The organism is Nesterenkonia sandarakina, assembly GCF_003003175.1.
Classification (GTDB): Bacteria; Actinomycetota; Actinomycetes; order Actinomycetales; family Micrococcaceae; genus Nesterenkonia; species Nesterenkonia sandarakina_A.
In genome coordinates this window covers 12109-25455 of the sequence record NZ_PVTY01000003.1, presented here as the reverse complement: position 1 = coordinate 25455, position 13347 = coordinate 12109, and the positions used below count along the sequence as shown (strand labels likewise).

Below are 13347 nucleotides of genomic sequence, written 5' to 3'. Positions count from 1 at the left end.
ATTGGGAAGGTGAGCCTAACTCGTGCGCAGAAGTTCCGTCGACGTGGTCCAGAGCCGTCTGGCGTTCTCGGGATCCAGTGCATATGCCCGCACCCCGTGGGTGCCGTCGATGATCTCCCCGACCGTCTCTGCCTCCTGGCAATCCTCGAGATAGAGTCCGCCGACACCGTCGAGCAGAGGTGACGTGGCGGCGAGGACCGATGTGGCAGCGCCCTGAGCGGGCGTCTTCATCGCGATGCCGACGTCGGCCACATAGGCCTTCGTGTCGGCGAGCGCCTGCGGGTCCCAGTGACGCTGCAGGTTGGTCCAGATGCCTCCGGGCATCACGGCGTTGGCGGTGATGCCCTCTGCGGCCCACCGGCGTGAGGCCTCGACGGCGAAGAGCACGTTCGCGGTCTTGGACTGGCCGTAGGCCTGACCGGGGTCATAGGCCCTGCGCTCGAAGAACAGGTCCTCGTAGACGATGTCTGACATGCCGTGTCCGCTGGAGCTGACCGAGACGATCCGGGCGTCGCCGGACTCGAGAAGTCCGGCATGCAGTCCCAGTGCAAGAGCGAAGTGGCCGAGGTGGTTGGTGGCGAACTGCAGCTCCCATCCCTGCGGGGTCCGCAGCTCGGGCGTCATCATGATGCCTGCGTTGTTGATCAGCAGGTGCAGCGGACCGGACCAGCCGTCCGTGAACCGCTGCACCGAGGCGAGGTCGGCCAGGTCGAGCGGGTGCACCTCCGTGGAGGCCGCTGGATGGGTGCGGGCGATGTCATCGGCGGCTCGGCGGCCCGCCGGCACGTCACGCACGGCAAGCACCACGTGAGCTCCGGCCCCGGCCAGTGCGCGGGCGGTCTCCACCCCGATCCCCGAGGAGGCTCCGGTCACGACGGCAGACTTCCCGCGCAGATCAACCCCCGCCAGAACGTCGGAGGCGGTGCTGGTCGCGGTGAAGCCGGAGGTGAAGCGCGCCATCGGTATGGTCCTCTGATCCTGGGGGCGTAGGGGCTCCTACCTTCCACCGCCAGTCTGGACGCTCGCCGCAAGCGGGGTGTCTCCCGCCGGAGGTCAGCTGAACTCACGCTTCGGACCCATAAGCTGATCGGTATGACGCTCTCCAGCCCGCTGCCCGAGACTCCTGATCCGGCGGACGCCGCGCCCGGAGAGGCCACGCTCACCATGCTGAACCCGGACTTCCCCTTCAGCTACGACCATTACCTGCAGCACCCGGCCGGGCTCGGCAGCATCCCCGAGCAGGCGCAGGGCACCGAGGTCGCGGTGATCGGGGCCGGGCTGGCCGGCGTCGTCGCCGCCTATGAGCTGATGAAGCTGGGACTGAAACCGGTGATCTTCGAGGCCGGGGAGATCGGTGGCCGGCTGAAGACGCAGTCCTTCGCCGCGGCCCCGGAGGTGGTCGCGGATCTGGGCGGGATGCGCTTCCCGACCTCGGGCAAGGCGTTCTACCACTATGTGGATCTTCTCGACCTGCCCACCCGCGAGTTCCCGAACCCGCTCACCGCGGCCGCACCGTCCACGGTGATCGAGCTCAAGGGCCAGTCCCACTACGCCGAGGACGCCAGCCATCTGCCGCCGTTCTTTGCGGAGGTGGCCGAGGCCTGGCAGCGCGCCCTCACCGAGGAGGCGGACCTCGTGGCGGTGCAGCAGGCCATCTGTGACCGCGATGTTCCTGAGCTGAAGCGGCTCTGGAACCAGCTGGTGGAGCGCTTCGACGATGAGTCCTTCTACGGGTTCCTGTCCTCCACGCAGGCGTTCAAGGAGCTGAGCTTCGAGCACCTGGAGGCCTTCGGCCAGGTCGGCTTCGGCAGCGGCGGGTGGGACACCGACTTCACCAACTCGATCCTTGAGGTGCTGCGCGTGGTGTTCACCGGCGCCGATGATCACCACCGCAGCATCGTCGGCGGCGCCCAGCGCCTGCCGGTCCAGCTGTGGAAGCACCGGCCCGAGCAGCTGCAGCACTGGGCGGCCGGGACGTCGTTGGAGTCCCTGCATGGCGGAGCCCCGCGCGGGGCGGTCTCCGGGATCCACCGCGGCACCAATCCGGCGCTGCCCGGAGGCGGGGTGCGGGTCACCGAGAAGTGGGGCCGCACCCAGGAGTTCGCGGCCGCCGTGGTGACCTGTCAGTCCTGGCTGCTCTCGGCGCGCATCGACACCGACGAGAACCTCTTCGCCCCCTCGATGTGGACCGCGATCGAGAAGAGCCACTACATGCTCTCCTCGAAGACCTTCGTGATGGTCGACCGGCCCTTCTGGCGCGACATCGACCCGGAGACGGGGCGCCCGGTGATGTCCATGACTCTGACCGATCGACTCCCCCGGGCCACCTACTTGCTCGATGAGGGCCCGGATCGGCCCGCCGCGATCCTGCTGAGCTACACCTGGAACGACGACGCGCTGAAGTGGCTGCCGCTGGATGCCGCGGAGCGGACCCGGCTGATGCTGCATTCGCTGGCGAAGATCTATCCCGGGGTGGACATCGGCGCGCATATGATCGGCGAGCCGATCACGGTCTCCTGGGAGGCGGACCCGAACTTCATGGGTGCCTTCAAGAACAACCTGCCGGGACATTACCGGTACCAGGAGCGGCTCTTCGGGCACTTCGTCCAGGACCGACTGCCGGAGCATCAGCGCGGGGTCTTCCTCGCCGGAGATGACATCTCCTTCACCGCCGGCTGGGCCGACGGCGCGGTGACCACCGCGCTGAACGCAGTCTGGGGCGTGCTCCACCACCTCGGCGGTGCCGCGGCGCCACAGAACCCAGGTCCGGGCGACGTCTGGGATGACCTCGCCCCGGTGCGGCTGGACTGACCGGCTGCGCCGGGCGGCTAGAGCCAGCTCCGGTGGAGCTCGGCGCGCCGGTCGTGAAGGTAGTCCGCGCCGCCGGCACCTCGCTCCTCGGGCGGCTCCGGCAGGTCCACGACCAGCAGACCCGGATCAGCACCCAGCTCCCCCAGGACCTGCCCGGCAGGTCCGACGACGACGCTGCGCCCATCGAACACCAGCCCGCCCTCGGGGCCGCAGTGATTGGCGTAGGCCAGGGTGATCCCGTTCTCCACCGCACGCGCGGGCAGCAGGATCCCCGGCACCGAGGTCTCATCGCCCGCCAGGGCCGTGGGCACGAGCACCAGCTGGGCTCCGCGCACCGCGGCGGCGCGGACCATCTCCGGGAACTCCACGTCATAACAGACCAGCAGCCCCACCTGCACACCGCCCCAGCTGACCACCAGTGGCGGCTGCTCACCCGGAACGAACGCAGCCTGCTCCTGGGGCCCATAGAGCTGGACCTTCTGGTAGCTGGCGAGCACCTCACCGTGTGCGTCGGCGAGCTCGGCGGTGATGCCGCGACGATCTGGGGCCTGGGCACCGGGCAGCGACCACACCAGGGCGATGTCACGGTCCCGGGCGATGCCGCGCAGCCGGGTCCGGACGGCGTCGACCTGCTCCGCGCTGACCTGGGCGCGGATCTGCGCCGGGACATAGCCGAAGCCGAAGAGCTCCGGGGTGAGCAGCAGCTGCGCCCCCTGGGCGCGGGCCCGGGCTGCGGCGTCGTCGATCAGCTCCAGATTGTGCTCGGACTCCAGCGGGCGGGCGGTGTGCTGCATCAGCGCGATTCGCATGGACCCAGTATCCCTCCTGGGGCGCGAAAGGTGGCTGGCAGCGCGGAGGCCGGAGATCATCGCGGAGGGCGCGGGGCGGAGGTCAGCGTCGTCGTCCCTTGGTGCGCTCGTTGGACTGGAGTCGTTTCGTCAGCGGCCGCATCAGGACGTCTCCGAGCACGATCCCGGCGGCGATGGCCATGATGATGATCAGCGCATCGAAGATCTCATAGAGACCTGCGGTCCGGTTGATCGAGGACTCACTGATCGCGATCTGATACATCCCGCGGAAGACGATGAGGCCCGGGAGCATGAACATCATCGCGGGAACCGCCACGACCAGCTGCGGGGCGCGCAGTCGCAGTGCCACCACCCGGGCCAGCGCACCGACCACCGTGGCGCCCAGGATCGGGGTGAACCACCCGCCGAAGCCCATGACCTCGCCCGCGGAGACCCCGGCGAACCCCAGCGCCGCGACGGCTCCGGTGGGCAGCAGCAGACGGTAGGGAGCCTGCTGCACCACCGCGGCCGTGATCGCGGTCAGGAACACCAGGGCGGCAAGGACCCCGGGATGGTAGATCCGCATGATCTCCTGGGTGACGTCCAACTCCGGGGCGCCGGCCCGACCGGTGAGCACGACGCCGACCATGATCCCTGCCGTCAGCCCGGAGAAAGCGACCAGCGAGGAGACCAGCCTGCCCGCCGCAGTGATGGGGAACGCGTTGATCGCATCTTGGATGGCTGAGACGATCCGCACGCTGGGCAGCAGGATCATCAGTCCCCCGGCCACCACCATCGAGGTGGTGATCGGTGCCCCCAGGGTCAGGGCGCAGAGCGCCACCGCGGTGGCCAGGAAGCCGCCCACCGCCAGCGTGAAGATCTCCGGCACCCGCCAGATCGTGAGCTGGCGGGTGACCGCGAGGACCAGAAGCGTGGCCAGGAACCCCAGCGAAGCGTCCAGCAGCGGCGCCCCCGTATAGCTGGCGAACAGCCCCGCGAAGAGCGCCCCTGACATCGCGACGACCCACCGCGGGTACGGCTTGGGGTCGCCGATGATGTCCTGCAGCGTCTCCTCCGCCTCGGCGCGGGTGATCCGCCCGAACGCGATATCGGTCACCAGGGTGTGCACCTCGGAGAGCGCCCGGAAGTTCGCCGACCAGGAGCGCACCACCCGCACCCGCGAGTACGGAATCTTCCCCGGGGGTGACCAGTTCAGGATGATCGATTGATTGGTGATGTCCACATCGGTGTTCTTCATCCCGAAGGCCGAGGTCACCGCGAGGATCGAGGTCTCCACCTCCAGCGCGCCGGCGCCATACCGGAAGAGCGCCTCCCCGAGGTCGAGGACCAGGTTGATCGTGACGAGCTCATCGGCCTCTCCCGGTTCCTGGGCCTGATGCGGGTTCTCGAAGGGAGTCCCGGAGAGCCAGTCCAACGTCGACATCTGCCCCGTCGCCTGCGAGACGGGACGGATCAGCCTGCTCGCCAGGAGTCGTCCCGGGAAGATGCTGCTGCGCCCGGACTGCCGAGGCGCCGGCCCTCGGCCTGCCGCGTCCTGCTGTCCCGGGTCCGGTTCCACCGGGGTGTCCACACCGGGCTGCGCGGGCCATCGGGAGGCACCGCGGTCCGCAGACAGCTGATGATCCGAGAGGGGGTCGGACGGGGACTCAGACCAGTGCCTCGATCCGCCTCCCGCATCGGGAGGAAAATACGTCGTGGTCGGAAACTGCGGCGCGGACGTCAGGTCCTCGAACCTATAAGACTCCGGGCTGCCCTGGACCTCCGGATCATGCACCGCCTCGGGCCAGTCATGCAGCGTCTCCTCCGCGGCCGAGTGGTGCCAGGAGTCCAGGACGTGCTGGGTGAGGCTGCGCGCGAAGCCGACGTCGTCCTCGGGCTCCTCGGCGGGCCGCACGATCGGCCGCAGCAGAGCCTCGTGCTCATCACGATCGATGCGCGGATCGATGGCCAAGTGGGTGTCCGCATCCGTCTCTGCGGAGTCTCTCGCGGGTTCGCGGACAGCGTCAGGGTCTACCGGCACGAACCCGGTGTGCGACTGCGGGGAATCATGGGGCTGCATAGGGCCTCCGCGACGTGGAGCATCTGGGAAGAACCCTGATCGGTCCTGTGATTCTGCCACGCGTGGAACAGCTGAGAAAACCCCCTTGATTCCCGGCCGTCGAGCGTGCCGTCGTCTCGATCGTGACCGGCGTCCTGCTGGATCGGAGCGGCACGCGGGCACCGCTCGCCGCACGAGGTCGGGGCGCAGGCCTTGGAGACGCCTCAGGTGCGCAGGTGTGATGCGCCGTTGAAGTCTAGGATCGCGCCGGAGGCCCAGACCGCTTCCGGAGAGGTCAGGTATGCCACTGCCTGCGCGACCTCTGCTGGAGTGCCGACTCGCCCGAACGGACTCTGCGAGCGGAGGGCGTCGCCGGCGTCTCCCGAGAGCTTCGACGACTGACGCTCGGAACTGATGAACCCGGGGGCGATCGAGGTGACGGAGATGCCGTGCCGTGCCAGCGCGAGGGCCAGGGATTGTCCCAGTGCGTGGAGACCCGCCTTGCCCGCGCCGTAGGCCGGGAAGTCCAGCTCTCCGCGGAAGGCGCCCCTGGTGCCGATGTTCACGATGGAACCCGGTGCACCCCGATCGATCAGGTGCCGGGTCACCAGATAGCTCAGGTTCGCCGCACCCAGGAGGTTCACCGCGAGCATCTCGTTCCAGACCCGCTGCCATGACGCATAGTCGACGGCGTCGATCCGATGAGCGGTCGAGTCGCTCGGGGCGATCGCCGCGTTGTTGACCAGAACGTCGATGCTGCCGAGACCGGTCACAGCGTGGCCGACGATGTCGGCGGCCGCCTGGGGGTCGCGGAGATCGCCACGAACCAGCATGTGCCCCGCACCCTCGAGCTGCCCCATGATCTGCTCAGCCGCCGAACTGTCGGAGCCGAAATGGACGGCGATCACATCGCCGCGCGCGGCCAGCACCCTGCTGATCGCTCCACCGATGCCCCGCGAGCCACCGGTCACCAGCACATTGGCCACGACTTCTCCCTCCAGGCGAGTGGCGGCAGACCTCTCCCGAGACGGTCTGGACCGGATCAGAAGACCATGTCGAAGGCGAACGGGCCGATGAGCACGGTGAAGATCGTGATCAAGATGACCCCGACCACGTTGAGCACCAGGCCACCACGGACCATCTCGGTGATCTTCACATACCCGGTGGCGTAGACGATCGCGTTCGGCGGGGTCCCCACCGGCAGCATGAACGCACACGTCGCGGCCAGCGCGGCCGGGATCAGCAGCGTGATCGGGTCCACCCCGATCCCCACGGCGACACCGCCGAGGATCGGGATGAACGTCGCCGCGGTCGCGGTGTTGCTGGTGATCTCGGTCAGCAGCAGCACGATGGTGACCACCACCGCGAGCAGCAGCACGATCGGCAGCGCGCCCAGGCCGCTGACCTGTTCACCGAACCAGGCGTCGAGTCCGGTGCTGGCCACGGCCGCGGCCAGGGAGAGGCCGCCGCCGAAGAGCAGCAGCACGCCCCAGGGCAGGCCCTCCTCGGCGTCCTTCCACTGCAGGGTCATGTTCCCGCGCTTATCACCGGGGATCAGGAAGAGCAGGATCCCGGCGCCGATGGCGATCACGGTGTCATCGAAGAGTTCCAGCCAGGGCAGCTGTTCCCCGATGGTCCCGATCCCGGAGAGCACTCCGGGCACGATCCAGCAGAACGCGGCAAGGATGAACACGCCGAGTACGACCTTCTCGCCCTGGCTCATCCGGCCCAGGCCGGCGATCTCTTCTTCGATGAGCTTCTTGCCGCCGGGGATCTCCGGGAGTTGGAAGCGGAACATCACTCGGGTGATCAGCAGCCAGGAGAGCCCGATGAACACGATCACGATCGGCACGCCGAGCATCATCCATTGGGCGAATCCGACGGTCTGGCCGAGTTCTTCGCTGATGTAGCCCGCGACGATGGCGTTGGGCGGGGAGCCCAGCAGGGTGCCCAGCCCGCCGATGGTCGCGGCCCAGGCGATGGAGAGCACCAGGGCGACTCCGAAGATCCGGACCTCGCGGTTCTCGATGACGTCGCTGATGGCTTTGCCGGAGCGGATGTCTTCGTTCATGGAGGCGTTCTGCTCATCAGTGCCGGTGTGGCGGCTGTTCTCGATGACCAGGGTGAGCACGCTGAGTCCGATGGGCAGCATCATCAGGGTGGTGGCGGTGTTGGAGACCCACATGGAGAGGAACGCGGTGGCGATCATCATGCCCAGGATGATCTGGCGGGGGTGGGTGCCGACGCGTTTGAGGGTCAGCAGCGCGATCCGGCGGTGGAGGTTCCATTTCTGCATCGCGATCGCGATCAGGAACCCGCCGAGGAACAGGAACACGATCGGGTTGGCATAGGGGGCGGTGACCTCGCCGATCTCCAGGGCGGTGAGCACCGGGAAGAGCACGATCGGCAGCAGCGAGGTGACCGAGAGCGGCATGGATTCGGTCATCCACCACACGGCCATGAGGATCGCGACCCCGGCGACGAGCCGGGCGTCGGGGGACATGTCAGCGGCGCCCAGCAGCGCCCAGACCAGGATCGCGAGGACCACGCCGAGTCCCCGGAAGGCCCAGGTCTTCGCCGGTGAGCGCGTGGGACCTTCGGTATCGATGTCGTCCCCACGCTGGGCCTGGTCGGGCGTCGCGCCCCCGGGCTGATCACTCATCGCGCTGTCCCCGCCTCCTGCTGGCCCCTCCAGCGATTGCTGTGACACGTGTCACGTGTGGCTCACAATGTAGAGCACCCCCGGTGGGCTGACTAGGGCCACAGTCCCGGAGCTCCCTACCCACCGGCAGCTCAGCGTCGTCGCGGTCCGACCGTCCGGGCGTGGTTGCGTATGCTTGTCCCCGATGTTCTGGCAGCCGCCTGCGCATTCGTCGCGGCGGGCTGTTGGCTCTGCTCGCTGAGCCAAGGACGCGTGACACAGATGAACAGCCAGGACAAGGCACTCCGAACGGTGCCAGATGCTGAGCAGAACCGCGGCAGCACGCCAGCACGCCGTTCCCGCCCCAACGGAGTCTTCCTCATCTCGGTGGCCGCGCTGCTGAGCTTCGTGCTCTGGGCCGCACTGGCCCCGGAGCAGCTGAATCTGGTGATGACAGCAGCCTCGAACTGGTCCTCGCAGAACATCGGGTGGGCCTATCTGGTCGTCACCGCGGGCTGCATCGTGCTGATGGTCTACCTCGGACTGAGCCGGTTCGGGAAGATCCGGCTCGGCGAGGACCACGATCGTCCGGAGTTCAGCAACTGGTCCTGGATCGCGATGATCTGCGGCACCGTGATGGGCATCGGTCTGATCAGCTACGGCGCGGCCGAGCCGATGAGTCACTTCATGGCGCCGCCGCACGGGCTCGCCGAGCCGGAGACCATGGACGCCGCCGTGCGGGCGATGCAGTTCTCCTACTTCAACTGGGGCCCCAACGCCTGGGCGCTGTTCGGCGTCTTCGGCCTCGCCATCGCGTACTCCACCCACCGTCTGCACAACTCCGGACTGATCTCCCCGATGCTGCGCCCGGTGCTCGGCAAGAGCATGGACGGATGGGCGGGTCAGCTCATCGACATCTTCACCATCATCGCGACGCTCTTCGGCACCACCACATCGCTGGGGCTCGGCGCGGCGCAGATCGCCGAAGGCGTCAACAGCCTCACCGGCATTCCCTCGGATCTGTTCGTGCAGGTCGTCATCATCGCGGGGATCACCGTGGTCTTCACGCTCTCTGCGATGTCCGGAGTGACCCGCGGCATCAAGTGGATCAGCAAGGCGACCATGCTGGCCGCCGCGGCGCTGGGACTCTTCGTCCTGATCGTGGGCCCGACCGGCTTCATCAGCAACCTCTACTTCCGGTCCATGGGGCAGTTCGTCGCCGAGTTCCCGATGGTCGCGCTGCTCACCCCGAGCACCCCGGAGGACCTGCAGTGGATGCAGTGGTGGACCTACTTCATGATGGCCTGGTGGCTCAGCTGGGGAGCCTTCGTCGGGATCTTCCTGGCGAAGATCTCCAAGGGACGCACCATCCGTGGATTCGTGGTCGCGGTGCTGGGCGTGCCGACTCTGGTGTTCAGTCTCTGGTTCACGATCTTCGGCGGCTCTGCGATCCACCTCGACATGTTCTCCGGGACCAGCATCGGCGAGGCGACCCTGGAGGACACCAACGTGACCTTCTTCGCGCTGCTCGGTGAGCTGCCGCTGACGGCCATCACCTCGGTGCTCACGGTGCTGATGGTGGTGCTGTTCTTCGTCTCCAGCGCCGACTCGAACACCTTCGTGCTCAGTGTGCTCTCCTCCCGCGGCTCGATGTACCCGAGCCGTCCGATGCTGGGCACCTGGGGCCTGCTCACCGGGCTGTGCGCCGTCGTCCTGCTGATCGTCGGCGGGCTTCAGGCGCTGCAGCAGACCGCGCTGCTCTCGGCGGTGCCGTTCACGATCATCGTGACGCTGCTGGGCATCTCGCTGATCAAACAGCTGCGCGGTGATGCCCGCTTCACCGACACCGCAGCCGGCCACGGCGCCCCGCGCACCCCGGTCCGGGCGGAGCCGCGCACCTAGCGCCGAGCTCCCCGTTCCGGGCGTCTTCTGCGCGACAATGAGGCGTATGGACACCCACGACGCGTCGACCCAGCACCCGCAGACCCCTGCCCAGCCAGAGGCCCCGGTGGGGCCGCGCGACAGTTCCCGGACCCCGCGCTTCGCCGGGGCGGCGAGCTTCGCGCTGCTGCCGCTGCTGGACGCGGTGGGCACCGCGGACATCGCGGTGGCCGGGGTGCCCTTCGACTCCGGCGTCAGCTACCGGCCGGGCGCCCGGTTCGGCCCTGCGCACGTGCGGGAGTCCTCGCGGCTGCTGCGCCCGTACAACCCTGCCCAGGACATCGCTCCCTTCGCGGTGCAGCAGGTGGCCGACGCCGGGGACATCGTGGCGAACCCGTTCGACCTGGATGAGGCGATGGAGCAGGTGTACCAGGGCGCGAAGGACCTCCTGACCCGCGCGGGCCGGCTCGCAGTGATCGGCGGAGACCACACGATCGCGTATCCGCTGCTGCGCGCCGTCGCCGAGAAGCACGGACCCGTGGCGGTGCTCCACGCCGACGCGCACCTCGACACCTGGGACACCTATTTCGGGGCGCCGCTGACCCACGGCACCCCGTTCCGCCGCGCCTCCGAGGACGGGTTCATCGATCTCAGCGCCAGCGCCCACCTGGGCATCCGCGGGCCGCTCTACGGCAAGGCGGATCTGGCCGACGACGCGCGGCTGGGGTTCCAGATCACCACCAGTGAGTTCATCGAGGAGCACGGAGTCGCGGCGGCGATCGACCGGCTCAAGCAGCGCCTGGCCGGAAAGCCGGTCTATATCTCGGTGGACATCGACGTGCTGGATCCGGCGCACGCCCCGGGCACCGGCACCCCCGAGGCCGGCGGGCTGACCAGCCGTGAGCTGCTGCGGATCATTCGCGCGCTGAGTGATCAGCAGGTCGTCGGGGTGGACGTGGTGGAGGTCGCCCCCGCCTATGACCATGCGCAGCTGACCGGGATCGCGGCCGCGCACGTGCTCTACGAGCTGATCTCGGCGATGGGCGCAGAGAAGGCCCGGCCAGCGCGCTGAACGCGCGGGCCGAGCCTTCTGCCTCAGCTCAGGTCGTCAGGACACCTCAGGGAGTCAGACGACGACGCAGCTCTTCGCTCTCGGCCGCGATGGACTCCGGCAGGGAATCGCCGAACTGGGCGAACCACTCGTCGATGCCTTCGAGCTCGGTGACCCATTCGTCGCGGCGGACGGTGATCGAGTCCTCGAGCGCCTCGGGGGTGATGTCCAGCCCGGTAAGGTCCAGTCCATCCATCGTGGGCGTGAAGCCGATCGGGGTCTCCACGGCCTTGCCGCCGCCCTCGAGACGTTCGGTGACCCACTTGAGCACGCGCGAGTTCTCGGAGAACCCGGGCCAGGAGATCTTCCCGTCGCGTCCCTTGCGGAACCAGTTCACCAGGAAGATCTCGGGCAGCTTGGACTGATCGGCCTCACCGGAGACCTCCACCCAGTGCTTGAGGTAGTCCCCAGCGTCGTAGCCGATGAAGGGAAGCATCGCCATCGGGTCGCGGCGCACATTGCCCACCGCGCCCTCGGCTGCGGCAGTGGTCTCTGAGGAGAGCGTGGCGCCGAAGAAGATGCCGTGCTTCCAGTCGCGAGCCTGGGTGACCAGCGGGACGGTGGTCTTGCGCCGTCCGCCGAACAGGATCGCGTCCAGCTTCACCCCGTTGGGCTCGAAGTACTCCGGAGCCAACATGTCGGTCTGATCGATCGGGGTGCAGAACCGGGCATTGGGGTGTGCCGCGGGCCGATCCGAGTCTGGCGTCCATTCCTCGCCGCGCCAGTCGGTGAGGTGTTCCGGGGCCTCGGGGGTCATGCCCTCCCACCAGACGCCGCCGTCGTCGGTGAGCGCGCAGTTGGTGAACACCGAGTTGCCCTTCGCGATGGCGCGCATGGCGTTGGCGTTGCTGTGCCAGCCGGTGCCCGGGGCGACCCCGAAGTAGCCGGACTCCGGGTTGACCACGCGGAACTCGCCGTCATGACCCGGGCGGATCCAGGTGATGTCATCGCCGAGCGTCTCGGCCTTCCACCCGTCGAGAGTCGGGTCGATCAGCGCGAGGTTCGTCTTGCCGCAGGCCGAGGGGAAGGCGCCGGCGATGAAGTAGCTGCGGTTGGCGGGGCTGGTGAGCTTGAGGATGAGCATGTGCTCGGCGAGCCAGCCCTCGTCGCGGGCCATCACCGAGGCGATGCGCAGCGCGTAGCACTTCTTCCCCAGCAGGGCGTTGCCGCCGTAGCCGGAGCCGTAGGACCAGATCTCCCGGGTCTCCGGGTAGTGCACGATGTACTTCTCCTCGTTGCACGGCCAGGGCACGTCCTGCTGACCGGGATCCAGGGGCGCGCCGACGGAGTGGACCGCCGGCACGAAGAAGGCGTCGAGCTCCTCGATCTTGTTCAGCACATCGGTGCCGATCCGAGCCATGATGCGCATGCTGGTGACCACATAGGCCGAATCGGTGATCTCCACCCCGAACTTGGGGTCCTCGGCGTCGAGGTGGCCCATCACGAAGGGGATCACGTACATCGTGCGGCCGCGCATCGCGCCGTCGAAGACGCCCCGAAGCTTCTCGCGCATCTCGGCCGGGTCGACCCAGTTGTTGGTGAAGCCGGCGTCGCGCTCATTCTCGGAACAGATGAAGGTTCGGGACTCCACGCGGGCCACATCGGCCGGGTCCGAGAACGCGGCGAAGGAGTTGGGGAAATCAGGGCTCGTGAGCCGGGTGAAGGTTCCGGACTCGACCAGTTCATCGGTCAGTCTCCGGTACTCGGCCTCGGATCCGTCCACCCAGTGGATCCGGTCCGGCGTGGTGAGGGCTGCGATCTCCTGGACGAAGTTCAGCAGCGGGGCATGTGTTGTGGGAGCATCAGCCGAGATCTCGGGATCTGTGGTCCTCGATCCAGACGATCCATTCGCACCGGGCGCCGTTGCAACGGTGTTGACCATTGTTTCCCTCCATTGGGTACAGGTTCGTTCTGACCCCCTCCTGGTTGGTGAGACCAGGACCCAAGGAAGTGGGACATCGTCGATGTCCTCAGGTGCCCACAGCACTGTGCGCACTCATCCCTGCATCCCCGTCAACACCGATGGGGACCAGCTACATACCACTGTAGCGTTCCC

The 13347-nt window shown here is 67.9% G+C and carries 9 protein-coding genes; 3 read left to right on the top strand and 6 right to left on the bottom strand.

Annotation, left to right across the window (positions count from 1 at the left end):
• Window positions 1–15 precede the first annotated feature (15 nt).
• Window positions 16–960, bottom strand: coding sequence for an SDR family NAD(P)-dependent oxidoreductase (locus tag BCL67_RS02815; RefSeq protein ID WP_106121951.1), 945 nt, complete (start codon window positions 958–960; stop codon window positions 16–18).
• A gap of 132 nt (window positions 961–1092) precedes the next feature.
• Here BCL67_RS02815 and BCL67_RS02810 point away from each other — a divergent pair, with 132 nt between their 5' ends.
• Window positions 1093–2811, top strand: coding sequence for a flavin monoamine oxidase family protein (locus BCL67_RS02810; RefSeq protein ID WP_106121950.1), 1719 nt, complete (start codon window positions 1093–1095; stop codon window positions 2809–2811).
• A gap of 17 nt (window positions 2812–2828) precedes the next feature.
• Here the strand turns inward: BCL67_RS02810 and BCL67_RS02805 are convergent, their stop codons facing one another.
• The 4 genes from BCL67_RS02805 to BCL67_RS02790 all read right to left on the bottom strand — a co-directional run bounded on the left by BCL67_RS02805 (window position 2829) and on the right by BCL67_RS02790 (window position 8320).
• Entirely contained in the window at window positions 2829–3620 is a 792-nt protein-coding gene (locus tag BCL67_RS02805) for a carbon-nitrogen hydrolase family protein (protein ID WP_181255863.1), read from the bottom strand.
• A gap of 82 nt (window positions 3621–3702) precedes the next feature.
• Window positions 3703–5679: a threonine/serine exporter family protein gene (locus BCL67_RS02800; protein ID WP_106121948.1), complete on the bottom strand. Its 1977-nt coding sequence runs from the start codon at window positions 5677–5679 to the stop codon at window positions 3703–3705.
• A gap of 203 nt (window positions 5680–5882) precedes the next feature.
• Window positions 5883–6644, bottom strand: coding sequence for an SDR family NAD(P)-dependent oxidoreductase (locus BCL67_RS02795; protein ID WP_106121947.1), 762 nt, complete (start codon window positions 6642–6644; stop codon window positions 5883–5885).
• A gap of 56 nt (window positions 6645–6700) precedes the next feature.
• Window positions 6701–8320, bottom strand: a complete 1620-nt coding sequence (locus BCL67_RS02790) for an SLC13 family permease (protein ID WP_106121946.1) — start codon at window positions 8318–8320, stop codon at window positions 6701–6703.
• Between the two features lie 261 nt (window positions 8321–8581).
• On the opposite strand from BCL67_RS02790, the gene BCL67_RS02785 reads away from it, so the two are divergent.
• Window positions 8582–10201: a BCCT family transporter gene (locus BCL67_RS02785; protein WP_106121945.1), complete on the top strand. Its 1620-nt coding sequence runs from the start codon at window positions 8582–8584 to the stop codon at window positions 10199–10201.
• Window positions 10202–10247: 46 nt separating this feature from the next.
• Window positions 10248–11252, top strand: coding sequence for an agmatinase (speB, locus tag BCL67_RS02780; RefSeq protein WP_106121944.1), 1005 nt, complete (start codon window positions 10248–10250; stop codon window positions 11250–11252).
• A gap of 46 nt (window positions 11253–11298) precedes the next feature.
• Here speB and BCL67_RS02775 read toward each other — a convergent pair whose 3' ends face one another.
• Window positions 11299–13173 carry a phosphoenolpyruvate carboxykinase (GTP) gene (locus tag BCL67_RS02775; RefSeq protein WP_106121943.1) on the bottom strand — a complete coding sequence of 625 codons (1875 nt, stop codon included), beginning with the start codon at window positions 13171–13173 and terminating at the stop codon, window positions 11299–11301.
• Window positions 13174–13347: the final 174 nt, after the last annotated feature.

Coding starts and splice junctions, on each gene's coding strand:
- BCL67_RS02805 (WP_181255863.1), bottom strand. CDS start 3,620: ATGCGAATCGCGCTGATGCAGCACACCGCCCGCCCGCTGGAGTCCGAG.
- BCL67_RS02810 (WP_106121950.1), top strand. CDS start 1,093: ATGACGCTCTCCAGCCCGCTGCCCGAGACTCCTGATCCGGCGGACGCC.
- BCL67_RS02785 (WP_106121945.1), top strand. CDS start 8,582: ATGAACAGCCAGGACAAGGCACTCCGAACGGTGCCAGATGCTGAGCAG.
- BCL67_RS02790 (WP_106121946.1), bottom strand. CDS start 8,320: ATGAGTGATCAGCCCGGGGGCGCGACGCCCGACCAGGCCCAGCGTGGG.
- BCL67_RS02815 (WP_106121951.1), bottom strand. CDS start 960: ATGGCGCGCTTCACCTCCGGCTTCACCGCGACCAGCACCGCCTCCGAC.
- speB (WP_106121944.1), top strand. CDS start 10,248: ATGGACACCCACGACGCGTCGACCCAGCACCCGCAGACCCCTGCCCAG.
- BCL67_RS02800 (WP_106121948.1), bottom strand. CDS start 5,679: ATGCAGCCCCATGATTCCCCGCAGTCGCACACCGGGTTCGTGCCGGTA.
- BCL67_RS02775 (WP_106121943.1), bottom strand. CDS start 13,173: ATGGTCAACACCGTTGCAACGGCGCCCGGTGCGAATGGATCGTCTGGA.